Below are 24,392 nucleotides of genomic sequence, written 5' to 3'. Positions count from 1 at the left end.
TTAGAGCGGGGCATTTCACGCTCCGAAATTATTCGGCTCGCTCTGATTTTCGGCATCCCTCTCGCAACTGCCAGTCACTCGTTCAACATCAGCCGTGTGCTGCTCATCCTGGAGCAACTATCGGCTTCGATGGACCTGATCGTCACCCGCGAACATCCCGACTTCGCGGACAAGATCATCGACATCGCCCAGGAGCGCGTGGAGGCCCACCATGCGCAACGGTGACATCCGATTCAACGGCCAGGCCGCGACCGTCAAACATCACTCCGCACGCGGGCGGATCACCCGCAATTCGGGCAACTTCACGCGCGGATCTCAGCTGCTCGCCAGCCAGTACAAAATGACCTGGGCCGGCATCCAGGTGCCCATCTGGATCTGGCTCGGAACCTTCATCGTCCTCTTCAACATTTTCGTCTGGCTGGGGCTTGCCGAGCATGAGTTCCAGCTCGACCTCATGAAGCTCTATTCCGCCGTCTGGACATGGGTCGGCGCGGACAAGTTCCACCTCATCAACCTCACCCTTCCCAGCGGCATCGTCACCAAGGTTCCGATCGGTTACGTCCCCTACGAACCCCATGTCGTTCACGCTTGGGCGAAGACCGTCAAAATCTTCCTGACCACGCTGGTCATGTCCCTCTTCATCGCCGCGCCGCTCATCATGTGGTTCATCATGTGGGCCAACAAGCGCGGGCGCGACATGCTCCAGGAGCGCCACAATCGCGGCGCGATGCTCGTCGAGCACGATGTTCTCCTCAATGCCGTGCGCGCCCACAACGCCAAAAACTTCCGCAAGGAATGCGCCGAGCACGACCCGCCATTCGATCCCGCACGCGTCGCCAGGGCGCCGGTCATCGATCGCGTCGACCAGGGCATCCATGTGCCCTACCGCATCGCCGGCATCCCCTATCCATGGCGGCTCGAACAGAGCCATACGATGCTCATCGGCACCACCGGCACCGGCAAGACGACGCAGTTGCGCAGTCACGTCTCGCAGATCCGTGCGCGCGGCCACCGCGCCGTCATCTTCGACCTTACCGGCGCCTTCGTCGAAAGCTTCTACGATCCCGAAACCGACGTCATCCTCAACCCCATGGACGAGCGCTGCGCACCGTGGACGCTGTTCGATGAATGCCGCAACTATGCTGATTTCGTGTCGGCCGCCGCCGCGCTCATTCCCTCCCATCCCGAGGACAAGGAACCCTTCTGGCAGAACGCCGCGCGCATGCTCTTTATCGAGATGTGCCTGAAGCTTCAGGAAGATGGCGAAGGCAACAACGCCGCCATCGCCCACCACCTGATGCAGGCCGACCTCAAGAAGATCCACGCCAAGCTGGAAGACACCGTCGCTGCCCCGCTAACCACCGAAAAGGCGGCGCGCATGGCAGAGTCCATTCGCTCCGTCCTCAACGTCAACGGACAGGCGCTCCGCTTCATGCCGGACCCGGTCAAGGGCGGGCCTCCGGCCTTCTCGATCCGCGACTGGATCGCGACCGACAATCGCGACGGGTCGATCATGTTCATCACCGGCTCGTACAACGATCTGGAGATGACCCGCGGGCTCTTCACGCTGTGGATCGACCTCGCCGTCAACAACCTCATGCGCCTGCCCAAGACACGCGATCTGCGGACCTGGTATCTCTTCGACGAGGTCCACGCGCTCCATGCGCTACCGGGCATCGAACACGGCCTCCAGTCCGCCCGCAATTTCGGCGGTGCATTCGTCCTTGGCATCCACTCGTTCGACAAACTGGTCGCCACCTATGGGCTCCAGAACGCGACCGCGCTGACGGGCCTTGCGCGCACCAAGCTGATCCTCGCCACCGCCGACCGCACGACCGCCGAGAAATGCTCCGAGTTCATCGGCAATCGCGAAGTGCGTCAGATGGATGAGGCCTACAGCTACGGCTATAACAATACCCGCGATGCCTCGACGCTGACGCCGCGCACCGCGATCGAACCGCTCGTCCTGCCCGACGACATCAACAATCTCCCCTCGCTGCACGGCTTCGTCAAATTCCCCGACGGCTTTCCCGCCTCGCGGATCGAATTGAAGATACGCTCCTATCCCGAGATCGCCCCGGGTGCCGTTCCCCGGAAGGACTTCAAGCCGACCGAATACGTCTCGCCGCAGGACCGGCGACGCCGGAACGAAAGCGCGGATGAGGGGGGTGAAGGTGGGCGTGAGCATACGCCCACACGGCCCGTGGGAGGCGTGGAAGAGCGCGAGGAAGAAGAGCCACAGAAGACGCAGCCTGAAGCTGGTCATGCCCGGAGCGAAGCGGAAAAGGCGGCAGCGGCGATGGAGGTGATCGCCGCACCGCCGGTCGTGGTGGATCAAATCGCGACCAGGGCGTCCGATGCACCATCGAAGCCTGATGCAACCGCCAGTGCGACCCCGGTCGATACCAACCATCTGCGCAAAGCCGTAGTCGGCCTCCGCCTCGTCAATTCCGGTCCGCAGCAGACAACCGATCCCAATGCGACCAGCGCCCGCCTCGACGCCGAACGGTCGCGGGCTAATGGCGTTGGAAATCGCATCGATGGCGACCGGCACGAGGACCAGTCGACGCGCGAACTGCGAGACGGGTTCGCAACCGATCGCACCGAGGATCATCATCATCGTCATCACGGGCATGACCACTCGCCCGAGATCGACGATGACATGGACCCGGAAATGTAACCGATGCTCTCGGTCGCTTCCGTCAAATCGGCCTCGGGCGCGGCGAACTATTTCGCCAAGGACGACTATTACACCGCCGAACATGCCTCCGAGGCGACCGCGTGGGGCGGGGAGGGTGCGGCAGCGCTCGGTCTGTCGGGCGAGGTCACCAAGGAGGACTTCGAGAAGATCCTCAACGGCGAAATGCCCGACGGGGAAAAGGTCGGGCAGGTCCAGAACCGCCAGTCCGGTGTAGACCTGACTTTCTCGATGCCCAAGTCGGCCAGCGTCATGGCCTATGTCGCCGGTGACGCCCGCGTTCTCGCCGCGCATATGAACGCCGTTCGTGCGACCATGGGATGGGTCGAGAAGACCTTTGCCGAAGGGCGGACCTACGAGCATTCCAGGCATGGCGACGCTGTGCGAACCGGCAATCTGGTCTATGCCATGTTCCAGCACGACACGAGCCGCGCGCTCGATCCGCAGGGACATATCCACGTCCTCGTCGCGAACATGACGAAGATGGCAAACGGGGCCTGGCAGGCGCTGCACAATGGCCAGCTGTGGAAGAACAACACCACCATCGGCGCGGCCTATCATGCCCAGTTCCGCGCCGAGCTGGCAAAGATCGGCTATGAAACCAGCATCACCGGCAAGCACGGCCAGTTCGAGATCAATGGCGTGCCCAAAGCCGTCATCGAAGCCTTTAGTCAGCGCCGCACCGAGATAGCGGCCAAGGCGGCTGAACTGGGGATCACCAATCCCAAGGCAATCGACCGGATCACGACCAATACCCGCGACGCAAAATTGAATGTCGAGGACCGCGATGCCTTGCGCGCGGAATGGCGTGATCGGGCAACCGCGCTCGGGTTCGACGGAAAGGCGCTGGTCGATGCCGCCCGGGATCGTGCCGGTCTTGACAGGCCGGATACCCGGCTTGGCACGATGGAGCGGGTCGGTGCGGTGATCGAGACTATTCGCGAGACACTCGGAGAGATGTTCCGCCCCGGCGATCCGCTCGTATCCAGAGGTATCGAGCGGCTACGTCTTTCGCCCGTCGAGATACGCGCACAGCATGCTGTTGCATCCGCGATCCGTATCCACGCCCAGCGTGAAGCGGCGTTCGAAGTATCCGCCGTCGCCCGAACTGCGCTCGATCTCGGTCTCAAGGGCGTCACCGCCAGTCATATCGATGCCCGCGTCTCTGAACTGATCCGCAATGAGCAGCTGATCCCCGGCAAGTCGGACCGGATCGATGATTTCGTGACCCATGTCACGACGCCCGAGGCGCTGGCGACCGAGCGCGGTATCCTTGCCGAGATCGAGCGCGGGAAAGGCGACGGGCGCGTAATCGTCCCTGCCGATGTGGTGATCGACCGCATCAATGCCGCCTCGGGCGACAAGCAGCTTAACGAGGGGCAGATGGCCGCCGCCACCATGGCGCTCATCTCGCGCGACCGGATCGTTGCCGTGCAGGGCGTGTCGGGCGCGGGCAAGTCGACCATGCTTGCGAGCGTCGCGCGCAATGTCGAGCAGGAAGGCGGCAAGGTCGTCGGCCTGGCGCTCATGAAAGCCACCGCCGACCGGCTCGGCGCCGAAACCGGCATCGAGAGCCGCACCGTCTCCTCCTTCGTTCACAGCTATGCGCGCCATGCGCTCGCAGGGAAGGGCGCAGGCTATGACGGCGCGCGTGACGCGCTCGCCGGCACGACGATCATCCTCGACGAAGCCTCGATGGTCGGCTCCGACCAGATGAAGCACCTCGTCGGCATCGCCAATGCGCTCGGCGTCGATCGCTTCCTGATGATCGGCGACCGCCAGCAGATTACCGCGGTCGATGCCGGCAAGGCCTTCGCGATCGCACAGGCCGGCGGGATCACGCTGGCGCGGATGGACGAAAACCTGCGCCAGCGCACCGACCAGCTGCGCACGGTCGCTGCGCTTACCAACCTCGGTCAGGTGCGCGAGGCGATGGCGGTACTGGGCGACAAGGTCACGGCCAACCCCGAGCATGTGAAGGCGGCCGCAGAGCATTGGCTTGGCCTTACGCCCGAACAGCGCGAGACGACGGCCATGTTCTCGTCGGGCCGGGTCGCGCGCGCCGAACTCAATGTGCGCATCCAGGACGGGCTTGCCGCCGAAGGGGCGATCAAGGGCGAGGGCGTCGCGGTCGGCGTCCTCGACAAGATCAACATCACCCGCGAGGAACTGCGCTACGCTCACAGCTACAAGCCTGGCCAGGTGCTGGACATCCCGAAAGCCGTCAGGGACCTCGGCCTTGGACCGGGCACCTACGATGTCATTGGCGTCGACGACAAGGGACGCGTCCAGGTGCGGATCGGCTCGCGTGTGCGCAGCTTCGACCCGCAGCGCATATCGCCCCTCGACAAAAGCGATGCGATGCAGCTCGCGCAGCGCGAGCAGATCCGGCTGCACGAAGGCGACAAGATCCGCTGGACGAAAAACGATCGCGATCGTGGCCTCAACAACAACGACATCGCCCGCGTCATCTCGGCCGACAAGGCGGGCATCCGCGTCGAGGCGAGCGACGGCACGATCCACGATCTCAAGGCAGGCGATCCGATGATGGAGCGGATCAGCCTTGCCTATGCGCTCAACATGCACGCGGCGCAGGGCATCACGACCGACACCGCGATCGCGGTGATGAGCCACAAGGAATCCAACCTTTCCAACCAGCGCCTGTTCAACGTGACCGTGACCCGCGTCCGCGACGATATCCAGCTGTTCACCGACGATCGCGAAAAGCTGACACAGGCCATCGAGCGCAACGAAGGCAACAAGACATCGGCGCTCGAGACCGTGGGCGAACTTTCGGTCGATCCGGCGCGGGGCGTCGCCGGCGCGCAACCCGCAGCAACGTCGAACGAGCCGTTCAACCCCTCGCTTCCGCCGGACCTCGATCGCGCGCCCGAGAAGCTCGACGGCGAGAAAGGCCCGGGCGGCTCGGAGCAGTCAGAAACGGGCAAACGGGACTTCAAGAACGATCCGAGCCTCTCGGCCGCATCGTTGCGTGTCGGGGTCGAAGCCCCTGCGATCGAACTGCCCTTCCCTGAAAAAGACATCGGACTGGAACTGTGATGGCGCTCATCCTCATTTCTGTTCTTGCCCTTGTCGCCCTCGGGATGTGGTGGATCGGTCTGTCTGCCCGCTATCAGGCCCCGCAGCCGCGCGTATATGTGTCCAAAGCCGCTCCCGCACCTCGGGTACAGCGACGCGCTTCCACGGCACCCCGCGGGCGTTCAGCAGGGCAGGTCGGCAACCATCCTTCGGTAAGGTCGGCCTCTTCGCGGGCCATCACGATCGAGATGCCTCTGCCTCGACGGGAACCCGGCCCCTTCGAGACCGACCTCGACCTGCCTCGATGCCACCATCTTCCGCTCGCGTTCGACACCGGCCTGTCGTCGCTCAATTCCTACACCGGCCTCGACGACGATCCCTTCGGCGATCCCGAAATCGAGCGCCTTCTCGAACGCTATCTGCCGCCGCAGCGCAGCCGGTTTCACGACGCCGCCCCCCACCGAAAGGAATCAAGACCATGACCACCGCCCCGCTGTCCTTCGAACAGGTCATCGCCAGCAAACACTGGCATCCCTGCAACCTCGACACCAACACCATGACCCAGTGCATCCAGCAGGCGAAGCATGAGGACGCTCTCGACTGGGGCGGCGAAACCCTGGCGATGGCCGCGATCTTCGGCCTTACCTACGCCGTCCTCATGCCGCTCGGCCGCTTCCTTCGCTCAAGGGCGATGCAAGACAGGGGAGGCGGGGTCCATGCGCGCTGATTACCCGCTCTCCTTCCAGAGAGAATGCGAACCCGCGCGCCCGCTGTTGACGATCGCGACCGTCCAGACAGCTTCGGCCGACCGGCTTCGCACGGTCCGAAACGGCACGGGCGACCGCCTCGCCATCCTGGGCGATGGCGACGCGTTCACCGCGCTTGCCGACCAGACCCGCGATGTCCTGATCGATCCGGCGCTCGGCAACTGGGACTTTTTTGCCGATCATCCGAGCGACTATGCCAGATCCTCCGCGATCGAAGCGTTCTTGCCGGTCGAAAACGTGCGCGGCACAGCCTTCACCTATGCCGCGCGCTACGTCCTGCTGCGCGCAATCGCCCATATCGGCAATGAGCCGGCAGAGACGCTCTCAGGGGTCCGCCGCCTGATCCATGCGCTGCCCGCCAGCGCGATCGCCGAGGTCGCAGGTCACGATCCGTCGTGTCCGCAGGCACTGCGCTGGGGGGAGACCGTGCGCGCAACCGTGATGACCGGCATTGCCGGCATCGCAGACCGCACGCCAGGCATCGCTCCCGTGTCGATCGCCCGGTGGCTGGCCGGGCCTTCGACCGTCATTCTCTTCGTGCGTCGCGATCCCGGGCGTCCCTCTTACGAAATCAGCGCGATCGAGGCGGCGCTACGCGACCATGCAATGCTGTCGGGATTTTCGACGCATCGCAGCGACGACGAAGCGCGGTCAACTGACTGCCACCCCGATCATGCGCGGAACCCCGCACATCGTCACGCCCCGACCGGCTCCGCGCGCCGGCGAGGCGATCAGTCAGGAGCATCGACATGAGCAACTGGGAATTTGAGGAAATGGGCGAGTTCGGCTCGGACGCCGACGCCGACCGCTGGGCGAAGCGCAACAACCTCGCCCCGCAGGATGTCCGCATCCGCCGCAAGGGGGATGGGGTGGAGCTCGAGGTCCGGCGCTCGGCCCTCGGCGATGGCGATACCCGCCACGATGACCGTCGCGACGGCCGACGCAACGGCTTCTTCTGACAATCGGCCAGAACTGGAGAACAGTATCATGAAACTGAAAATTATCGCCGCGCTGAGCCTTGCCGCTCTCTCGGCCGCCATGCCCGCAGCAGCGAGCGCGCAATCGGCAACGCCCATCCTCGTCGCCATGTCGGCCTATGTCGGAGAGCGGGCCGGAGACGACGCTGCGACGCAGATTGCGGCGAAGAAGGCACATTATGCCAGGCATCGCCATCATAAGGGCAAGTGCAAGGATTGCGCCGACTGCCCCGATTGTAAGGATTGCGACGAAGCGGCCAGGAAAGTCGTGACGCAGGAAGAGCGCGCGGGGATCTGCGATCCCTTGGCCCACGCCAAAAAGGATAAGGCCGGTGCTTGAGCGCGTCTGCCTGTTCGCCGTGACGGCCGCGCTTGCGGCCGTCACCCCTTCCATCGCCTTCGCGCAAAAGCTCGGCCAGGGCGGGACGGGCGTCGACGAGACGACGCAGCTGCCCCAATGCCCGGTGCCGCTCGGCGTCGCAGCGCTCGTAGAAACGAAAGCGACAGACCCCGCCGACGCCCTTTCCCCGCAATTGCAGGCACTGATGCGCATGGCGGAAATGCAGAATGGGGGATCGACCGCCCGCGTCGATGCCCTTCCTCTGGTCAAGCTCATGATCGCACGTTCGAACTGCTTCCGCGTTGCCGATCGCGGGGAGGCTTTCAGCGCGCTCGAGCGGGAGCGGGCGATCGCCGGCGCGACCGCTGCCACTCGCCCAGTTACCAAGGCTGATTATCTGATCGAGGTTAAGGTGGTCTATTCCGATGCCAAGTCCCGCGAGTCCGGTGGCGGCATCGGGGGTGTCTTCGGCGGTGCAGTCGGCCTCAAATCCAAAACGCTCGAAAGCCAGGTCCTCATGACCCTGGTCGATGTCAACACCGGCATCCAGGAGGCGGTCGCCAGCGGCTCGGCGCGCAAGAAAGACGTCGGTGTGATCGGTGGGGGTGTCCTGCTCGGGCTTGGTGTAGGCGCTCTGGGCGGCAGCTATGCCTCGACCGACATCGGCAAGATCACCACGCTTGCGACCCTCGATGCCTTCAGAAAGCTCATCGGGGACGCACGGCCGCGCCTTGAGCCAAGGCTCGTGCCTGCGAAGCCGCCTGCGGCCGCACCGTCCACGCCGACGACGCAGCCGCTTCCCTCCAGACCGCAATGACCAGGAAATGCGATGATCGCTAAGAAGTCGACCCGCGCAGCGGAATATGCTTTTGCCAGCGAAGTGATGAAATCGCCGGAGTTCGCCATCCTGCCGGCGGCAACGAGGAAAGCGATCCAGACCCATCGCTCCGGCCTGTTCGGCGAGAAGGATACGGCCCATATACTCGACCGAGAGTTTGGGGCGCGCGACAACGATCGCCATGTCGTCATCCATGACCTGCGCCTACCCGACGGTCTGGGTGGTTTTGCGCAGTTCGATCATATCCTGCTCTCGCGCGTCTCGCGAACGGCTGCGATTTTCGAATCCAAGAATTATGCAGGCCGCATATCGAAAAACAGCGAGGACGAATGGCACGTCTGGTACAATGGCCAGCGGCTTCCAACCGACATTCCCAATCCGGTTGCGCAGGTGCGCCGACAGCGCGCGGTGCTTGAAGCCTGGTTCAAGGTAAGGGGACATACCAAGGCGTTCGAGAAGATCGGAGTCTTTGTCGTCATCCCTCCCGACGGCAGCCTCAACCGCAAGACGATCCCCGGCGATGTCCCCATCTACAAATCCGACAATGTCGTGGCGGCCTGGATGGGCTTTGGCGGGAGTACGCCCCTCTCTCGCCTCTTCTCGTCAGGCATATCGGGGCAGCACATGCTCGGCATTGCCCGACAGCTGGTCGCCGATCACCAACCCGAGGACGATATCTATATCCGGCTCGGGATCGATCCCGGCAGTCCTGACCCGCAGCCGACGGGCGCGCCCGCCCGGGATACTCCCGCAGTAGAGACGATCCCCGAGCAGGAACCTGTGACCCAGTCTGCGCCATCGATCATGCCCGATACGATGTCCGCGCCGCCCCCGCAGATCGAAGAACAGGGCGAGGCAGAACAGGAAACAGCTTCGATGGAAGAACCGTCCGGCGATACGCCGGAGCCCCAGATACGCGTTCGCCGTAAGGCCGGTGCGGCAGTCGAGGTCTGTGCCGGGATCTTCGAGCGCACACTCCCGGACGGCCGGATCGCGTTTCGCGCGGCGAAGGACGACGACATCGGCAGGGAGGCGCTGTCTTCCCTGTGCAAAGGGAGAGCTATGTGGAACCCGCTATACTCCAACTGGATCTGTGAAATGGAGGTTGCCGACGATGTTCGTGCTTCTCTTCCCGCGGCGATCCAGACGGTCCAGACGTCATGAACATGATGGCCGGCTTCGGACTTACACCCTGTCCCTACTGCCATCGTGCGATGATGCCATGGGAGCCCGGTCACCGCATCCACCGTTGCGAGACCTGCCGGCGACCGCTGGTGCTTTTCCGGCTGCTTTTCCAGAGTCGGACGTGGAGGATCGCGCCGCTTGCGGCCGTAATTCACGCCGGTGCCGCACTCGCACTCATACTGGGGGTGGGCACGGCCATCCTGCTCGATGCACCGCCGGCATGGCTCGTCTTCGCGGTCGCGCTGCCGATCGCCGCCCTCGGGGCGATCGACATAGCCGATGGCTGGCTTGCCTGTCGCACGGGCATCGGACGGCTGTTCCTGAAAATCAGGCGCGGACGTGCTGCAAAGACGGTGGGCGTGCTGCGCGTCGCGTTCGGTCTTGCAGGCTGCGCGGTCGCCGTGATCGGGCTCATGCTGTTCGGTGAAATGCACCCGGCACCACCGGGCGCTGCGCCGCATCCAACTGCTCACATGGTCCATCGATGATACCGATGTGCCTTATCCTGGGTGACAGCACCGCGATCGGCACCGCATCCGCGCTGGCGGCCCAGGGTATCCGCTGCGAGGTCCATGCCCGCGTCGGTGCGCCGTCGGCCGAGATAGCCCGCATGCCCCGGTCGCGATCGCCAGCGCCGCTCGCTCTAATCGCGCTCGGATCGAACGACCCTGGGAATCCAGCGCTCGCCCGCAATCTCACGACGCTGCGCAGCCGCACGACGGCGTTTCGCGTGACATGGCTGGCGCCCTACCATGCACGCGCTTCCCGCATCGTTGCAGCAGTTGCCCGCAGCTTTGGCGACACCGTCATCCAGTTGAGCGCGGTGCCGACCGCCGATGACGTCCATCCCGCCAGCTATCGTCCGATCGCGGCCGCGCTGGATTGGAAACGTCTGTCTGAAAATTGGCACCATGTGTCCATCGGTTCCGCGCGACCGCCTGCGCCAGGGACAACGAGACCGACCCCGGTGCCAGACAGACAGGCCACGGTCCTCGTCATGGAATGACTGCCCGGCGGGCATGAGCATTCGCGCAGATCGTCGCAGCCGCGCAGCGCCGTAATGATCGGTTTACTTGTAAAAAGCATATTCAAAGGGTGGAGAGGTCGTTGCGACCGCTCAGCCTTTTTGAAGAAAGGGGATATGTCTTATGTTTCGACTGGATCACGATATGGCACGCCGCTTTCTGTACGTCGAATTGCGGGGGTTCTGGACACGGGAAGTCCTAGCTCGGTTCCACGACGAGGCTGGACTGGTATTGCAGCGCGCTATAGCCGGCGGAGCAACGCCCGGCGAAGGCCATATCCTGGTCAATGCGAACGGATTTCCGGTTCAGGATCGAACGATCGCCGAGGAGATCGCTCGGTTCATTCCGCTTTATGGCAGGTTGGCCAAACGCATCGCGGTGGTCGGATCGGATTCTTCCCTTCAGCGCCTTCAGGCAAAGAGGCTGATCGGTGAGAATGGCAAGTTGTTCGACAACGACGAAGCCGCGAAGACCTGGCTGTTCTCCGCCGATCGAACAGGCACTGCACATGCGGGAACGGGGCGCGCTGACATTATCACCGCGCGATCGGCACCTGATCGATCCGCGTCGTCCATGACGGGCTTTTGAACGCTCGCTTCGTATCGTAGGACTTGGTCCCGAACCCCTCGGATGCAAGGCGCATGGTATTGCGGCCGAAGCGACCGTTGAGCCCGTCGATCGCGGACAGAAGGGAAGGGGAGCGCGGGTCGGGCTTTGCAAACAGGTCGGCCTGATGCGCCGCCATCCTTTCCAATCCCTCCAGCATCACCCCGCACTTGGTATAGACCCGGCCCGTCTCGAACATCGCTTCGGCCATGCGCGCGGCCATGCCGGCGATGACGCGAGGATCGTTGGTTGCCGGCGACAATCGACCGACGCGCGACGACGACGGCGCGTTCGGTTTGAACCGGCTGCCATGCGCAAACGCGATCAGCCTCGTCGCAGCCAGACCCTGATTGCGGATTTTCTCGGCCGCGCGAACGGCGCGCCGGACCATCGCTTCGCGCAGTGCGTCCACGTCGCTCACCGGCTCCCCGAAACACCGCGTCACAGCGGTTGCCTTGGATGCCGGCGGTTCAGGCTCGAAATCGGTGCATTCCACCCCGTTCAACTCACGCACGAGGCGCTCGAGCACGACGGTCCCCACATCGCGCGCGACCTCGGGCGGAAGAGCTGCAAGATCGGCCGTGGTGCGCACGCCCAGCGGTCGCAGGCGTTGTGTCATCGCGCGCGCGATGCCCCAGACTTCCTCGACCGGCCATTGTGCGAACATGCGCTGGCGCAGTTCGACATCGTGCAGGTCGACCACCCCGCGCCAGACCTTCTCTGACGCCTTCGCCAACGCATTGGCGACCTTGCTCAGGGTCCGCGTCGGTCCAAGGCCGATCCGGATCGGCAAGCCTGTCGCCCGCTTCACGTCCGCGATGATGCGATGCGCGCTCTCGACGTCGCCCAGTCCGTTCGCCAGCACCGGCAGGCGGAAGAAGGATTCGTCTATGCTGTAGATCTCGATGGTGTCGCTGTGATCGGCGAGCACCTGGTTGAACCTCCGGTTCATGTCCGCGTAAAGCTCGTATGAACTCGATCGGCACTGGACACCGTGCTCGCGCACGATGTCCCGGATCTTGAAGAGCGGCGCGCCCATCTTGATGTGAAGCGCCTTGGCTTCCTCCGAGCGGGCGATCGCACATCCGTCGCCGTTCGACAGCACGATGAGAGGCTTGCCCCGGAGCGAGGGATCGAAGACCCGCTCCGACGAGCAATAAAAATTCTGGACGTCCGCTATCCCCCACATCGCCTGTCTAGCCTTGCAGGTTGCGGACAGTGGCGCGCACGACGCCCCAGATCTCGACGGCTTCATCCGCGACGACCGGCTCGTATCGCATGCGCGCGTTGCGTGCCTCCAGCGTCGGCTTTCCTTCGCGCCATACCAGCTGCCTGATGACGAACCCGCCATCGACCACGGCGATGACGATCCGTCCGTTGGACGGGGTCACGTCCCGGTCGACGACGACGACATCGTCGTCATGGATGCCCGCGTCGAGCATGGAATGTCCGCTGACCCGGAACACGAAACTGGCGGCGCGATCGAGGCGCAGCAACTCGACCAGATTGACCGCCGTTTCCTCCCAATCCTGCGCGGGCGAAGGGAAGCCGGCTCCTGCCGCGCTGACGATCTTGAGACACAGGTCAGTGGGTATGTGGGCGATCGGAATGGGACGGGAGAGGGGAATCACGCAGGTCGACATGCGGGCATGATAATCCGCAAAGGAACATCAGGGGAACGCATTTTTCCCCTTTTGTTCTTTTGCGCGATGACTCATAGAGTCATCGATGCCGATCCGTCCCGAAAACCGCTGGCTTTACCCGATCGACTGGCCGCAAATCTCGGATCATATCCGTTTCGGGCGGGCAGGGGGACGCTGCGAACAGTGCGGCCGACCGCACAAGCGGCGTGTCGCGCATCTGGGTGACGGCCGCTGGTGGGACGTCGAGGCACGCGCCTGGCGCTCCGGGCGCGGCAGGAAGGTCAAGGTTGCCGCCGGCTTCTCGCTCGACCTGGTGCGAACGACCTATGTCGTTCTCGCCTGCGCGCACCTCGATCATGACCCTGGCAACTGCCGCCCCGCCAATCTCGCCGCGCTCTGCCAGCGGTGCCACATCCTCCACGACGCCGAGGAACACCGCTGGCAGCGCTGGTGGAATGCCTTTCGCTTCCGAGCGCTGCGCGACCTCTATGACGATCCGGTTGCCGCCCGCCACAAACTCCAGCTAAAACAGCAACACAAGATCATTTCGATATCGATACGATAATATATCTTATGTTAAATCAATAGCTTAGGTGCGGGTATTAGCTCTGTTGGGTTGAGCCAGTTTGCGCAGGCCAAAAGCGACAAAGGCGAGAAATACGCCGCGAAAAATGAAGCTGATCCCGACGATCGTCGCGAGCATGACGAGGCTGGTCGCGGGACCAGCGAACAGCAGATATCCGCCCAGAACGATATCGAGGACGCCCAGCGCAAGACGCCATCCGCGATCGTAAGCGCCCCGGATTGCGCTCGCGACCTGAAATATGCCCGAAACAAGCAGCCAGAAACCTAACGCCCAGACCAGGGAGATCGCGCCGGCAAAGGGATTGAACAGGATAATTCCGCCCGTCACGACACCCAGGACGCCCAGCAGCACTTCGGTCCAGCGTCCCCGATCGGACAACGACGAAACACCGGAGACAATCGCGAGGACACCGTAACCGATCAGAAACACGCCCAGGAGAACGCCCGTCGTCAACCCGGTGGCGATCGGATTGGCAAGCGCGACAAATCCGATCAGAATCACGAGAATGGCATAAGCCAGAATCCAGCCCCAGGCCGACCCTGAACGCGCTTCCGACCTTTGATCCCATGCAGTGTTGCTTGCCATGATGCGTCTCCCTTTTTCCGCACAATTCCCAAATCGGCGAAGAGTTTCTCCCCGTAACGGGCCTGGAGGCGCGAGGTCGAAGCGACTTCCGAGCAGCCGCGCTCAGTAATCGAGGTTGCGCTTCTCCATCTGCGTTGCCGCCAGATCGGCAACAAGCCCCGCGCCGCCAGTCATCTCGTAGATGCGCACGACGTCTTCGTCGGAAAGGTTGGCGACCATTGTGCGCACGGCATTCGCGTTGTCCGCGTCGAGCGTTGCGGCAGCGCCAGCGTCGTCCGCAGACCCGGCAATGCTTTCGTCACTTCCATGCCGGGGCTGCGTCATCGCTCAACCGCCGTTCAAACGATCGCGGACCTGCTTGGCAGGCGCGAAGCTGATCTTGCGCGATGCAGCGATCGTGATCGCCTCGCCGGTCGCGGGATTGCGGCCCTGACGCTCGGGCGAATCCTTCACTTTGAACTTGCCGAACCCGTTGATGCTGACTTCATCGCCCTTAGCGACAGCATCGGTAATATCCGCGAAGACAGCCTCGACAATTTTCTTGGCGTCAGCCTTTGAAAGATCGTGAACGCTGGAGAGTTGCTCGGCAAGATCCGAGGTCGAAACGGGCATGATGTAATCCTGTGCCTATGGTTGAAGTATCGGGTTGGGCCTGGTTTATGCCTCACCATTGTCCGGCGTCGCAACCTGTTCGAGCATTTTCCCGTCATAGGGTCGAACAAGGGCGAGCGCGTCGTCGGCCGAGCCATCGAGCCACTGGCTCAGGTCGGCGCGGTGAAGGATGACCGGCATTGCCTTGGGATGCCAGGGGGCGACAATCGCATTGGGCGCTGTGGTGCAAAAGGCATAGGCCTCGCCCCGCTCGGTCGGCCGCCAGATCCCGGCGAAGAACGCGATCGGATGATCGGGCAACGAAAACCACATCTGCCGCGGTTTGCCATCGTCCCCCTTCCCGCCTTCGGGATGCGGTTCGGCAAAATGCGTGAACGGGACCAGGCAGCGACGCTCGGGATTGGAGATCGATGGCTTCCACATCGAGGACGCGAGGTTGCGCGCGTTGGTCACATATTTGTCGAGTTTGATCGCCGGATCGCGCTTGCTGGCAACCTTGGTCGGGAAGCCCCATTCCATCGCGACCGGCTCAAGCGGCCGATTGCCTGCCGGCGACCGCCGGATGACAAGCCCGTGCCTGGGCGTCTTCTTGCCGGTAGGAAAGATTTCGAGCGGGATCGAGATGACCGGGTTTTCCTCGAACGCCTCATATCCGCATGCCTGCATCACTGCCGTCTGCCGGGCGCTCAGTCGATAGCGATTGCAGATCGTTCCTCTCCTTCAGCCCATCTACGTCACCAGAACTCGCGACCGCCCCGATATTCCCGCCACGCATTATCCCATTTCGTGCCGACCTCACCCGCGACGGGCCTGGCCCCCACATCATAGCCTGCCATCACGTCATCGATGTGCGGCGCTGGCGCGGGACGATTGAACGGTGCGATCTTTCGCACCTTGAGATACCAGACATAGGCGCGCTCATGATCCGAAACCGGCTCCGCCTTCCCCCAGGCCACATCCTGAAACTGACGCTGGGCCGCACTCTTGGGCCGGCGCTCCCGCAAGCGAAGGGCGTCGTAGAATTTCAGATGCCTGTCGAGCAGCCGCTCGTACATCGCGATCGTGCGGGCATCTTCAGGACCAGCTTCACCCTGCATGCGCCTTCTCCTGCCACGGAGAACAAATGCGGAAAGTCGCTCGCTAATCCCACCGCGAAGTGATACGCTTTGCAAGCGTTATTCGACCATCGGGTCGGACGGGCGGGAAAGGAGCAGCCATGTTGAACCATGATACTGGCCAGATGGACTGGGATCGCGATCAGATCGGCCCGCCCGCCAACGGATATATTAATCCGCAAAATCTATATGACCCCATGACACATGTTGGTCGGGAATTGCTTGGAGTTCCAAGTCAGGACCGAGAATTTTCGGCCTCCGAACCTTTAGGTGAACGAGGGTCGAAAATTCTATTTCTAGCGATCGTAGCAATTATGTTCGTCGGATTTTTCATCATCCCCGGCCATTCCTGAGCTGGAAACGCCGGGGATCGACCGGCGCCCCGTCCTTCCACAATTCATAGTGGAGATGGGGGCCGGTCGATTTCCCTGAACTTCCCACACGCCCCAATATCTCACCCTGTTCGATCGTGCTTCCGACCGGAAAGCGCGAGCGATCCTGCATGTGAAAATATTTGCTTTGCGAGCCATCGCCATGCTCTAGCACGATGTAATTGCCAGCGCCGTTCGCCTGAAAATCGTTCTTAACCACGCGTCCTGACGCCGGAGCAGGAATCGGGGTTCCGGCGCGCTGCGCGATATCGACGCCCCGGTGATGGTGTCCGGGCTGTCCGGTTACCGGATCCACCCTGCCCCCCATGTTCGAGGTCAATCGCCCGGAGATCGGCAGCGTAGCCCGCTCGCCGCGCGGCAATTCATAGACGTGGCTGGTGCCTTGACCGATGCCAAGCCTATCGCGGGCCGTATCGCGAATACTCTCGACACCGGGTAATGTCGTGGTGATCCACGCATCGTTGCGTTCCTGGACATGCTTCCCGATCTGCGCGGCCGTGCCCTTCGCTTCATCGACGCCGTTGCCGATCTCGAAAGCGCCATGGGTTATCCGGACCGACGCATTGGGAATGGCATCGGCCACCTCCCCTGCAAGACCGGTATCGCGCGAACTCTCCCTGATCGACACTTCGGGACCTTGCGCTCGAACGCTGGCGGCGCGGCGTTCCCCCCACTGCTGAACCCCGCCCGATGTGGTGGAGGCGGGACCGTGCAGCGAGTTGTCGAGCCGACTTGGAATAGTCACGCCCAGTTCTTCACGGACCGAAGCCACCTTGCGCTCCATAAACTCGCCAAGAAGAATATCGCGGACCTGCTCCTGCTCACGCGTGCGCGGCATGACCATGCCCGGCGTCCAATTGAATTGCGACAGGGTCGGATCGTTCAGCAAACGCTCCTGCGCATACACGACAAATTCCTGGCTCTCATTACGGTTGAGCGACCAGCCTCGTTGCTCGGATTCGCGCACGTCGTGGCTGACACGCTGGAAGGTTTCTTCGGCTCGCGTCGCCTCGAGCGACGCCGAGCGCGATTCCCCAACGCTGACGCCAAGCTTCTGCGAAAGGGAGCGCACCTCGCTATCGCCACTCGTGCTGGTTTCGCGCATGAACTCATCGCGCGCGGCGCGCGACTGGGTCGAGTTGGTTTCTTTGGTCAAATAGTCCTTTAATTCGGAGTATGCACTATCCGCCGTTAAGATATTATTCGTTGTCTCAGACGCTATCGATTGCAGGCGCAATCCCAGTCCAGCTCGGCCTTGCACTCCCCATAGTTTGCCCAAAACCTCAAGTCCGGCATTGGCATCACCAGTAGTCTGGCTTGCCCGCGATACCTGCTGCGCATCCGACTCACTCAAGCCGAACTTGCTCGTCAACCCGCTCGACAAGCTGCGAGACGCGTCCGTCATCTTCGCAACGCTGTTGTTGAACCCCGACCCCGTTTCAGTGGAGCTGCCCCGGCGATGTTCGGCTGCCGAGAGCAGATCGGTGGCGGTGGTGGCGGTCGCGTTCCAGGACTGCGACGCCGAGTTGCGCAGCGACTGCGTGTGCGACTGCCCTTCCGACAGGGCGCGGCTCATCTGGCTGTCGAAGCCGGAAGTCCGCGTCGGCGTGAAGGAGAGGTTCGAGATGCCCTGCCGGGTGTCGAACGCGTTGCTGCCGTCGGCAAAACCGTAGGTGATCCCGCCATCGGCATTGGTGTACGACCCGACCGCGAACCCGTCATTATATTTGGGCTGGGTGTCCCACTTGTTCGACTGGGTCATGCCCGAGGTCAGGTTCTGGAACGAGGTATTCCCGTAGGAATAATTGCCCGTCGTGCGCTCGGTCGCCGCTTGTTCGGCCGCGCTCTGCGCCGGCTGCAACATCGAGGTCGCATGTCCCGCGATCGCCATCGCGCCGCGCGCCATGCCTCCGGCGATGAACGGCACGCTCATCATGAGGAAACCGGCAAGCGTCGATATGCTTTCGTTGACGTTCGCCATGCCGTCGCTGACCAGCAGCGTCGGCCCTGTCGGCGAGACGCCATGATAGAGCGCCGCCGCACGGCTCATCACGAACATGTGCAGGATGACATAGAGCGGCCCCCAGGAGGCAAGGTAGAAGAATCCCGTTCCATAGCCCTTGAGGGTCTGGATGCCCGTTCGCGGGAACAGGAACAGCGGGAAGAGGACCGGGAACATCGCGTAGAAGACGACGGTCAGCACGATCCCGAGCAACGGCACCCAGGTCATCGCCTGCGTCGCGATCGAGGTATAGGTGTTCTTCGCCTGCGCATCGGCACGCTGGGCGGCATAGGCATCCCATCCCGCGTCCGAGAAGCTTTCGCGCGCGGCCAGGAACGCGTCGATCATCGAGACCTGTCGCAGATAGGTATAGGCGTCGCTCGGCGTGCCGTGCATCTGCGCGGCAACGATGGGAAGGTCGTCGCGGATCTTCTGCGCCGCCACCGCATCGGAGAGACCGGGATAGGCGCTCCTGGCAAAGGGGATCAGATCCTTGTCGAACGCTGCCTGCCACTGCCCGTCCAGTCGCGAATAGGCCTCGTTGCAGGGAATGATCGTATTTTCGGTGGTGCCCGGTCCCGTCGAGGCGATCCAGCGCTGGCTGCGCGCCGGGCTGCCCGGTCCGATCGCCTCCCAGACATTGGTCGACCGGGTGAGATCGTCCATCGACTTGAAGCCCAGCAGCACGTCATAGAAGGTGCATTGCTTGAGATGCTCGTCGAGGTTCGCCCGGAACACGCTGTCGGTGATCTGGAAGGTCCGCGCCTTGTCCATCAGCCGCGCACCGTAGATCATGCCGTTGGTCGAGAGCGAAAGCGCGTTCGGCATGACGAACACCGTCTCGGCCGTGCGCGTCATCCAGTCACCGACCTGGCTCGTGAACGATGCCATCACGCCAAGGCCCAGCGGGACATTGTCGACCACCGCCGGCGCCAGTGTCGGATTGATGCGGTCGGTGACCTTCACGGTCACGGTCGGCACCATCAGCATCATGTAGATGAGCGTCGACTGGAGGAACCAGTTGAACCAGGCCCGCCAGTCGAGCGAGAAGGCCACGATGAACAGCGAGTAGATGAACCCCATCACCATCACGACCTGGAGAAGCGAGCGATAGCCCCCTCCCCCCGTCCACGCCGCGACCGCGTTGAAGACGTTGACGATATATTCGCCGCCGCCGATCGTGAAGACTTCGAGCGCGCCCATCGTGCCGTTCCCTCCCTTTAGCGGACGCCCTGCGCCGACAGACCACGTCCGAAGCGGAGCGAGGCGGACAGCTGCGGGCTCATTGCGTTCTTGAGGGTCGATTCCATAAATTGGGTATATTGAATTACCCGGTAAGTGTTGGAGATCTGGCCCGCCATCTTCTCGTTGCGCCGCGACAGCTCGGTCTTGACCGTGTCGACCTGCGCGCGCCACGCCTTGAACTCATCGGTGGAGACGAACTTCGCGCCTGCCTGCGCCTGCGAGATCGTGTCGAGCATGCGGTCGAGCATCGACATCAGCATGTCGATCGAAACCATCTCGGCGAGCGTGGCGCGATCACCGCCCGACAGGCCCATATGCGCCGCCTCGTTGACGACGAGGATCTTGTAGAGCGGGATCGAGGTGATCCCGAGCAGCGCAATCTCGTCGCCCGACAGGGGCGCGTTCGAGCGGATCTTCGACGACATGCTGTCCATCGCCTTGAGGACGCGGGTTCGCAGCGCCTCGTTGGTCGAGATCGTCAATTTGGTCGGCGTGGGCTTGAGGCACCCCTTGTCGTCGGTGGTGTCGCACCGCCACACATCGGTCGGCGCCGTAGCGGTGCCGTCGAGCAGCGCCTGATAGGTGTCCCAGCTCGCCGGCGCGATGAACCGGAACGTCCCCATGCTGTCCTTGGTATTGGCCGCATCGTAGATGATGGTCCCGACCATCGTCATGAGGAATTCGGCATATTCTCGCGATGGCTTGGTCGCGCTTTTGGCGTTGAGCGCATACCAGGTGTAATTCTTCGACTGCACCAGTTCGCCGTCGTCGCCGGCCTTGGCGAGGGGCGATTCACGCTCGCCCTTGTTGGTGCAGCCATGCCGCGCCGCGGCCGCATCGGAAAAGAAGCCCTTCGCCCCACCGACCTGCTGGCAGATGGTGGACGAAGCCCCGTCCATCGCCGGCCAGATCGAGCCGATCGCCTGCTGCGCCGCTTCGCAACTCGACATGTTGAACGCGTTGAGCTGCTGCACGCGCTGGCTCATGTCCTTCATGACCCCGCCGATCTGCGCGGAGATGGAATCGATCGCGAGCTGGAAGGCAAAGCCGATCGCGTTGTTCGCGGTCGCCTTGAGCATCGCGACGATTTCGTCGGCGTTGATGAACGAGAAGGAGCCGGCAAAGAGGTCGATACCGCCGCACCCGCCCCGCGCGCTCGGCAGCGCGACATTGACCGGATTGATCGACTTTTGCGGAAAGCGGCTCCAGAGCGATCCGCCCGAATAATAGCCCGCGGACTGCCCCTGGAAAGCGGTCGGGCCGGTGACGTTCGCCGCCGCGCCCGATTGGTTGAAATAGCTGTTCATCTCGCCCTGGACGTCGGCCATCGCCGGCGTCGCCACGAGCCCCCCGACTGCAAGGATCATACTGGCCTGCGCGAGGATCGCCGCGCAGAGGCGAAGGATCTGCCTGACCATCAGAAGTCACTCCCGGGTTTGATGCTGGTGAGCGTGAAGATGCGGTTCATCACCTCGTCGGCCGCCATCACGCCGTAGCCGATCGGCATCGGTCGCTTGGTGGCCGTATCGAAGAGGACGAGCGCGGGGACCTGCTGTCCGCGCATGCCCATCGCCTTGTACTGACCGGTATCGACCGTGTAGTTCGGGAAGGCGCGGGTCGGACCGCCATCGAGCGAGATCGCCATGACGGTGAGACCGAAGCGATCCGAGATGCTGCGCATGATCGGGCCGAAGGTCTCGCACGCCGCGCAGGCCGACGAATAGAAATAGAAGACGCCGTAGCGCTGCGAAATCTGCGACAGCACCCGTTCGCGGTCGGCGTTGCGCGTATCGAGCCAGGTCCGCTTGCCCAACTGGTTGACCGGACGCTGGAGGGTGTAGTCGAGGTCGGGGTTCTGCCAGATCGTGCGCTGCCACATGTCGGCGAAGGACGACGCCCGGTCGAGCTGCTCGCGCTGGAACGCGATATAATGGGCGATATTCTCCGGCGTCGGTTCGAGGATCGCGCGCGCTTTCAATTCCTCCAGTTCCTTGGCGATCGCCGCAAGCCGTTCGGCCGAAGAGCGGGCGGGCTGCGCCGACTGCTGCTCGCTCGGCTTGGGCTTGGGCTTGTCGCAATAGAACCAGGTGCCGAGCCGGCGCTCGCGGCAGTAGAAATCGTCGCCTGTCTGGGCCGCGACCCGGTCGGCCCCGCCAAGATCCTCGTCGCGCTCCCGGTCGGCCGACGATGGCGCCTCGCTCTCGCGGGCTGAGGATACAGAATCGAGCAGCGGCGTCAGTTCCTGCGCGCTTGCGCCCGCGACAGGGGCGATGCCGCCTGTGGCGAGCGACAGGATGAGGGCAAGGGTCAGGGCGTTGCGCATATCAATCCTCATCTTTCTTGGGATTTTTCTTCTCGCGATCCTCTTTCGCGCGCCGGTCGAGATAGGCGCGCAGCATGCCAAGGAGGGACGGCTCGCGGGCGGAGATCAGCCGGGCCATGTCCTCGCCCAGGATGCGGAACAGGTTGCCGTAAACGGCGATGACCAGCGTGCGGGCGTGACGCTTGGGATACAGGGTCGTGCCGCGCCGCAGGATTAGGTTCGCGCGAATGAGGCGGGCGATCGTGGGTTCCAGATCGATCGCCCGCAGCTTCGTGTCGAACCATGCGTCGAGCGTGGGAATGAGGAATGCCGCCGGATGCGGCCCTGCCCGTAGGAGCGCGACAAGCAGCGCGAACTCGGCGATCGAGAGATCGGGAAACGGCCGATGGTCCGCGAGATTGGCGATCACGCTCATTTGCCCGCCTTGCTGTCGTAATAGGCCTTGATCCGTTCCTGGATCTGCCTGGAGGTTTCGATCTCGTCGGGGAGCTTCGCTGCATCCACGAACTCGGCATAGACTTCGGTGAAATCCATCTTCGAAAGGTCGAGCCGCGAGAACTCGTCGAGCGTGAAGCCCTTGCATGTCTCCTTCTTGGCGCTCCCCCAAGGCTTGTTGATCTGCGGGCGACCCTGTTCCTGAAGGATGCGCGAGAGCTTGCTCTCGAAGCAGCAATAGGCGGTCGTCTTGGACGTGCAGATGCCCAGCACCTTGTTGCTGCAATATTGGCCGAGGTTGTGGCACATCCCCATGCGATCCTGGACGTCGAGCAGCTTCTCCTGGCTCGAGCACATGAACATGGTGAGGAACGGGGTCGCGAGCGCGGCAATGGCGGCGGGCCCACCGGCGATCGCCGCCGCGCCGGCAGCGGTCGTGATAAGGCCCGACGCCTTCCCCGCGCAGCAGTTGACGAGACCGAATACCGGCTTGTGGCAGGTCTGCCGCTTGCCCGAGAACAAGGTCATCGTGTCGGGATTGAACTCTTCCTTCGCCTGCCCGAGCGCATGGAGACCGACGACTGCATCCTTGAACTCGGTCGATGCCTCGCGCTCGACCGGCTCGCACTGACCGTCGAGGCAATAGACATCATCGCCACAGATATATTGCTTGGGCTGCGTCGTCGGCGCCGTCGGGATCGGGCACTTATAGACCTTCGTCGTGACCTGACACGGACCGACCTGAGGATCGTCGAGGCATTCGTCCCGGACATAGACGCACTGCGGATTGCCGGCGAGTTCGCCGCAATCGCTGGCCTGGGTCGTACCGACGCAGCTGTAGGTGCGCTCCCAGTTCCAGCAAGCCCGCGTAATCTGGACCCCGTTGACGGTGCGCGTTGTGGGATCGGGATCGACGCAGGTTTCCGATTTCAGCTCGCAGGTCTTGCCCGCGGTCGACGCGTTGCACATCGTCTCGTCCCGGCGCTCGTTGACCACCTGTCCTGTCGTCTCGACGACATAGGAGCGGGCCACCGCCGGGCTGTCGCACTCGTAAGTGATCTCCTCGCCATCGGCGAAATCGGGCTCGAAGCATCGGCCGAACGTCCCCTGGAGGCAGACGGGATATTGCACCGTTTCGCGCGAGCGCACCCGGCATACGCCGTTAGCGACGGGCTGCGTGAACGCAGGGAAGCAGCGACGATTGGTATTATTCGCAGAACGTGGGGGCCTTCCGTTCCAGTTCTGGCAAACATAGATATATTTGGTCGAACCCGGCGTCACATCCATGACCAGTGGGGTGCGGCAGATGGCCTCGCTTTCCTCTACCTTGGTTCCCGTGTTGCAGGTCGCCTCATAATAGCCTGCCGATCCGCCTGGAGGGAGCGGCTTGCAGCTGCCGTCCGTAGCCCCCATCGACTGACCGCTCAGATAACTGTTGGGGTCCTTCTCGACATCCTGGGCGCGACCGACCTCGCCCGCCCCCAGCGTCACCTTGAGGCGACCCGGATCGGTGACCATGCGCCACGCATCGTTATGCCCCGCGGCCGATCCGCCCGCCGCGATCAGTGCATCGGGATCGTCGGCAAAGGCTTGCGCCGGATTGGCGGTGGCCGAGTAACCGGGCACCTGGCTGAGCGGTGTCGAGGTCGGCAGGCTTGCCGCGCTGGCCCGCGACGATTTGCCGAGCGCCTTGGCTTGCTCACGCGCCGCGGCGAGATCGCCCTTGGGATAGACATAGGGCTGGCCCGGTGTCTGGGTCGGCACTTGCTGCGCGGCCTGCGCCTGAACGCGTGCGGCTGCGCTTGTTGCGCTGGGCGCCTGTGTCACCGTCAGGGACGGCGCTGACATGGCAGACTGTGCCGGCGCGGGCTGGGGCACAGAGGTCGCGGACGGGCCAGGCGATGCCTGGGCAGACGGTGTCGGCTGCGCCGCCTCATTGAAATAGGGATAGTCCTGAAGATCGTAATAGCCACCGCTCG

General features: G+C 63.2%; 27 protein-coding genes. 15 read left to right on the top strand and 12 right to left on the bottom strand.

Annotation, left to right across the window (positions count from 1 at the left end; genetic code table 11):
- The 13 genes from OKA11_RS21355 to OKA11_RS21295 form a co-directional block, all read left to right on the top strand.
- A partial coding sequence (locus tag OKA11_RS21355) for a hypothetical protein (RefSeq protein ID WP_407673503.1) occupies positions 1 to 225 on the top strand: 225 nt, incomplete at its 5' end.
- On the top strand, positions 212 to 2,680 hold the full coding sequence (locus tag OKA11_RS21350; RefSeq protein ID WP_267224059.1) for a type IV secretion system DNA-binding domain-containing protein: 2,469 nt from the start codon (positions 212 to 214) through the stop codon (positions 2,678 to 2,680). The genes OKA11_RS21355 and OKA11_RS21350, both read left to right, overlap by 14 nt.
- Before the next feature lie 3 nt (positions 2,681 to 2,683).
- A complete protein-coding gene (gene mobF, locus OKA11_RS21345; RefSeq protein ID WP_267224056.1) occupies positions 2,684 to 5,758 on the top strand; it encodes a MobF family relaxase in 3,075 nt (1,024 codons plus the stop codon).
- Entirely contained in the window at positions 5,758 to 6,219 is a 462-nt protein-coding gene (locus OKA11_RS21340) for a hypothetical protein (RefSeq protein ID WP_267224054.1), read from the top strand. Before mobF ends, OKA11_RS21340 begins: the two co-directional genes overlap by 1 nt.
- A complete protein-coding gene (locus tag OKA11_RS21335; RefSeq protein WP_267224052.1) occupies positions 6,216 to 6,464 on the top strand; it encodes a hypothetical protein in 249 nt (82 codons plus the stop codon). Before OKA11_RS21340 ends, OKA11_RS21335 begins: the two co-directional genes overlap by 4 nt.
- Positions 6,454 to 7,257 carry a type IV secretion system DNA-binding domain-containing protein gene (locus OKA11_RS21330; protein WP_267224050.1) on the top strand — a complete coding sequence of 268 codons (804 nt, stop codon included), beginning with the start codon at positions 6,454 to 6,456 and terminating at the stop codon, positions 7,255 to 7,257. Before OKA11_RS21335 ends, OKA11_RS21330 begins: the two co-directional genes overlap by 11 nt.
- Positions 7,254 to 7,463 (top strand): hypothetical protein, encoded by a 210-nt coding sequence (locus OKA11_RS21325; RefSeq protein ID WP_069338476.1) that lies wholly within the window; start codon positions 7,254 to 7,256, stop codon positions 7,461 to 7,463. Before OKA11_RS21330 ends, OKA11_RS21325 begins: the two co-directional genes overlap by 4 nt.
- Complete coding sequence (locus OKA11_RS21320; protein WP_139150105.1) at positions 7,426 to 7,821, top strand: hypothetical protein; 396 nt, start codon at positions 7,426 to 7,428, stop codon at positions 7,819 to 7,821. The genes OKA11_RS21325 and OKA11_RS21320 overlap by 38 nt, the downstream gene beginning before the upstream one ends.
- Positions 7,814 to 8,638 (top strand): CsgG/HfaB family protein, encoded by an 825-nt coding sequence (locus OKA11_RS21315; protein WP_267224046.1) that lies wholly within the window; start codon positions 7,814 to 7,816, stop codon positions 8,636 to 8,638. The genes OKA11_RS21320 and OKA11_RS21315 overlap by 8 nt, the downstream gene beginning before the upstream one ends.
- A 12-nt stretch (positions 8,639 to 8,650) precedes the next feature.
- On the top strand, positions 8,651 to 9,823 hold the full coding sequence (locus tag OKA11_RS21310; protein WP_267224044.1) for a nuclease-related domain-containing protein: 1,173 nt from the start codon (positions 8,651 to 8,653) through the stop codon (positions 9,821 to 9,823).
- The gene (locus OKA11_RS21305) at positions 9,820 to 10,332 is read left to right on the top strand and encodes a hypothetical protein (RefSeq protein WP_267224042.1); all 513 of its coding nucleotides are present in this window, start codon (positions 9,820 to 9,822) and stop codon (positions 10,330 to 10,332) included. Before OKA11_RS21310 ends, OKA11_RS21305 begins: the two co-directional genes overlap by 4 nt.
- A 5-nt stretch (positions 10,333 to 10,337) precedes the next feature.
- On the top strand, positions 10,338 to 10,850 hold the full coding sequence (locus OKA11_RS21300) for a hypothetical protein (protein ID WP_267224040.1): 513 nt from the start codon (positions 10,338 to 10,340) through the stop codon (positions 10,848 to 10,850).
- Positions 10,851 to 11,013: 163 nt separating this feature from the next.
- Positions 11,014 to 11,457: a SpoIIAA family protein gene (locus OKA11_RS21295; protein ID WP_267224038.1), complete on the top strand. Its 444-nt coding sequence runs from the start codon at positions 11,014 to 11,016 to the stop codon at positions 11,455 to 11,457.
- On the opposite strand, the gene OKA11_RS21290 is transcribed toward OKA11_RS21295, so the two are convergent.
- Complete coding sequence (locus tag OKA11_RS21290; protein WP_267224036.1) at positions 11,405 to 12,664, bottom strand: Y-family DNA polymerase; 1,260 nt, start codon at positions 12,662 to 12,664, stop codon at positions 11,405 to 11,407. The genes OKA11_RS21295 and OKA11_RS21290 overlap by 53 nt on opposite strands.
- Before the next feature lie 7 nt (positions 12,665 to 12,671).
- Entirely contained in the window at positions 12,672 to 13,118 is a 447-nt protein-coding gene (locus OKA11_RS21285; protein WP_267224034.1) for a LexA family protein, read from the bottom strand.
- A gap of 85 nt (positions 13,119 to 13,203) precedes the next feature.
- Here OKA11_RS21285 and OKA11_RS21280 point away from each other — a divergent pair, with 85 nt between their 5' ends.
- Entirely contained in the window at positions 13,204 to 13,683 is a 480-nt protein-coding gene (locus OKA11_RS21280) for a hypothetical protein (RefSeq protein ID WP_267224032.1), read from the top strand.
- 24 nt (positions 13,684 to 13,707) lie between these two features.
- Here OKA11_RS21280 and OKA11_RS21275 read toward each other — a convergent pair whose 3' ends face one another.
- From OKA11_RS21275 to OKA11_RS21255, 5 genes are all read right to left on the bottom strand, one after another.
- A complete protein-coding gene (locus OKA11_RS21275) occupies positions 13,708 to 14,289 on the bottom strand; it encodes an HdeD family acid-resistance protein (RefSeq protein WP_267224030.1) in 582 nt (193 codons plus the stop codon).
- A gap of 102 nt (positions 14,290 to 14,391) precedes the next feature.
- Positions 14,392 to 14,613 (bottom strand): hypothetical protein, encoded by a 222-nt coding sequence (locus tag OKA11_RS21270; RefSeq protein ID WP_069338487.1) that lies wholly within the window; start codon positions 14,611 to 14,613, stop codon positions 14,392 to 14,394.
- Positions 14,614 to 14,616: 3 nt separating this feature from the next.
- The gene (locus OKA11_RS21265; RefSeq protein WP_069338488.1) at positions 14,617 to 14,901 is read right to left on the bottom strand and encodes an HU family DNA-binding protein; all 285 of its coding nucleotides are present in this window, start codon (positions 14,899 to 14,901) and stop codon (positions 14,617 to 14,619) included.
- A gap of 45 nt (positions 14,902 to 14,946) precedes the next feature.
- Complete coding sequence (locus OKA11_RS21260; RefSeq protein ID WP_257211437.1) at positions 14,947 to 15,609, bottom strand: SOS response-associated peptidase family protein; 663 nt, start codon at positions 15,607 to 15,609, stop codon at positions 14,947 to 14,949.
- Positions 15,610 to 15,635: 26 nt separating this feature from the next.
- A complete protein-coding gene (locus tag OKA11_RS21255) occupies positions 15,636 to 15,998 on the bottom strand; it encodes a hypothetical protein (RefSeq protein ID WP_267224025.1) in 363 nt (120 codons plus the stop codon).
- A 119-nt stretch (positions 15,999 to 16,117) separates the two neighbouring features.
- Between OKA11_RS21255 and OKA11_RS21250 the strand changes: the two genes are divergently transcribed.
- A complete protein-coding gene (locus OKA11_RS21250; RefSeq protein WP_267224023.1) occupies positions 16,118 to 16,369 on the top strand; it encodes a hypothetical protein in 252 nt (83 codons plus the stop codon).
- On the opposite strand, the gene OKA11_RS21245 is transcribed toward OKA11_RS21250, so the two are convergent.
- From OKA11_RS21245 to OKA11_RS21225, 5 genes are read right to left on the bottom strand one after another with little or no spacing between them, the layout of a single operon-like run.
- The gene (locus tag OKA11_RS21245; protein ID WP_267224064.1) at positions 16,350 to 19,613 is read right to left on the bottom strand and encodes a conjugal transfer protein TraG N-terminal domain-containing protein; all 3,264 of its coding nucleotides are present in this window, start codon (positions 19,611 to 19,613) and stop codon (positions 16,350 to 16,352) included. The two genes, OKA11_RS21250 and OKA11_RS21245, sit on opposite strands and share 20 nt — an antisense overlap.
- A gap of 17 nt (positions 19,614 to 19,630) precedes the next feature.
- A complete protein-coding gene (locus OKA11_RS21240; protein ID WP_267224021.1) occupies positions 19,631 to 21,073 on the bottom strand; it encodes a conjugal transfer protein TraH in 1,443 nt (480 codons plus the stop codon).
- Positions 21,073 to 21,978: a conjugal transfer protein TraF gene (gene traF / locus OKA11_RS21235; protein WP_267224019.1), complete on the bottom strand. Its 906-nt coding sequence runs from the start codon at positions 21,976 to 21,978 to the stop codon at positions 21,073 to 21,075. Before traF ends, OKA11_RS21240 begins: the two co-directional genes overlap by 1 nt.
- Position 21,979: 1 nt before the next feature.
- Entirely contained in the window at positions 21,980 to 22,393 is a 414-nt protein-coding gene (locus OKA11_RS21230; protein ID WP_267224017.1) for a hypothetical protein, read from the bottom strand.
- Positions 22,390 to 24,261: a conjugal transfer protein TraN gene (locus tag OKA11_RS21225; RefSeq protein ID WP_267224015.1), complete on the bottom strand. Its 1,872-nt coding sequence runs from the start codon at positions 24,259 to 24,261 to the stop codon at positions 22,390 to 22,392. The genes OKA11_RS21230 and OKA11_RS21225 overlap by 4 nt, the downstream gene beginning before the upstream one ends.
- Positions 24,262 to 24,392 lie beyond the last annotated feature (131 nt).

Origin of the sequence: Novosphingobium clariflavum, from assembly GCF_026420865.1 — a bacterium.
Classification (GTDB): domain Bacteria; phylum Pseudomonadota; class Alphaproteobacteria; order Sphingomonadales; family Sphingomonadaceae; genus Novosphingobium; species Novosphingobium clariflavum.
The sequence above is the reverse complement of the archived record's forward strand: the minus strand, read 5'-3'. Positions and strand labels throughout refer to the sequence as shown.

Coding starts and splice junctions, on each gene's coding strand:
- OKA11_RS21350 (WP_267224059.1), top strand. CDS start 212: ATGCGCAACGGTGACATCCGATTCAACGGCCAGGCCGCGACCGTCAAA.
- mobF (WP_267224056.1), top strand. CDS start 2,684: ATGCTCTCGGTCGCTTCCGTCAAATCGGCCTCGGGCGCGGCGAACTAT.
- OKA11_RS21340 (WP_267224054.1), top strand. CDS start 5,758: ATGGCGCTCATCCTCATTTCTGTTCTTGCCCTTGTCGCCCTCGGGATG.
- OKA11_RS21335 (WP_267224052.1), top strand. CDS start 6,216: ATGACCACCGCCCCGCTGTCCTTCGAACAGGTCATCGCCAGCAAACAC.
- OKA11_RS21330 (WP_267224050.1), top strand. CDS start 6,454: ATGCGCGCTGATTACCCGCTCTCCTTCCAGAGAGAATGCGAACCCGCG.
- OKA11_RS21325 (WP_069338476.1), top strand. CDS start 7,254: ATGAGCAACTGGGAATTTGAGGAAATGGGCGAGTTCGGCTCGGACGCC.
- OKA11_RS21320 (WP_139150105.1), top strand. CDS start 7,426: ATGACCGTCGCGACGGCCGACGCAACGGCTTCTTCTGACAATCGGCCA.
- OKA11_RS21310 (WP_267224044.1), top strand. CDS start 8,651: ATGATCGCTAAGAAGTCGACCCGCGCAGCGGAATATGCTTTTGCCAGC.
- OKA11_RS21305 (WP_267224042.1), top strand. CDS start 9,820: ATGAACATGATGGCCGGCTTCGGACTTACACCCTGTCCCTACTGCCAT.
- OKA11_RS21300 (WP_267224040.1), top strand. CDS start 10,338: ATGTGCCTTATCCTGGGTGACAGCACCGCGATCGGCACCGCATCCGCG.
- OKA11_RS21295 (WP_267224038.1), top strand. CDS start 11,014: ATGGCACGCCGCTTTCTGTACGTCGAATTGCGGGGGTTCTGGACACGG.
- OKA11_RS21290 (WP_267224036.1), bottom strand. CDS start 12,664: ATGTGGGGGATAGCGGACGTCCAGAATTTTTATTGCTCGTCGGAGCGG.
- OKA11_RS21285 (WP_267224034.1), bottom strand. CDS start 13,118: ATGTCGACCTGCGTGATTCCCCTCTCCCGTCCCATTCCGATCGCCCAC.
- OKA11_RS21280 (WP_267224032.1), top strand. CDS start 13,204: ATGCCGATCCGTCCCGAAAACCGCTGGCTTTACCCGATCGACTGGCCG.
- OKA11_RS21275 (WP_267224030.1), bottom strand. CDS start 14,289: ATGGCAAGCAACACTGCATGGGATCAAAGGTCGGAAGCGCGTTCAGGG.
- OKA11_RS21270 (WP_069338487.1), bottom strand. CDS start 14,613: ATGACGCAGCCCCGGCATGGAAGTGACGAAAGCATTGCCGGGTCTGCG.
- OKA11_RS21265 (WP_069338488.1), bottom strand. CDS start 14,901: ATGCCCGTTTCGACCTCGGATCTTGCCGAGCAACTCTCCAGCGTTCAC.
- OKA11_RS21255 (WP_267224025.1), bottom strand. CDS start 15,998: ATGCAGGGTGAAGCTGGTCCTGAAGATGCCCGCACGATCGCGATGTAC.
- OKA11_RS21250 (WP_267224023.1), top strand. CDS start 16,118: ATGTTGAACCATGATACTGGCCAGATGGACTGGGATCGCGATCAGATC.
- OKA11_RS21245 (WP_267224064.1), bottom strand. CDS start 19,613: ATGGGCGCGCTCGAAGTCTTCACGATCGGCGGCGGCGAATATATCGTC.
- OKA11_RS21240 (WP_267224021.1), bottom strand. CDS start 21,073: ATGGTCAGGCAGATCCTTCGCCTCTGCGCGGCGATCCTCGCGCAGGCC.
- traF (WP_267224019.1), bottom strand. CDS start 21,978: ATGCGCAACGCCCTGACCCTTGCCCTCATCCTGTCGCTCGCCACAGGC.
- OKA11_RS21230 (WP_267224017.1), bottom strand. CDS start 22,393: ATGAGCGTGATCGCCAATCTCGCGGACCATCGGCCGTTTCCCGATCTC.
- OKA11_RS21225 (WP_267224015.1), bottom strand. CDS start 24,261: ATGTCAGCGCCGTCCCTGACGGTGACACAGGCGCCCAGCGCAACAAGC.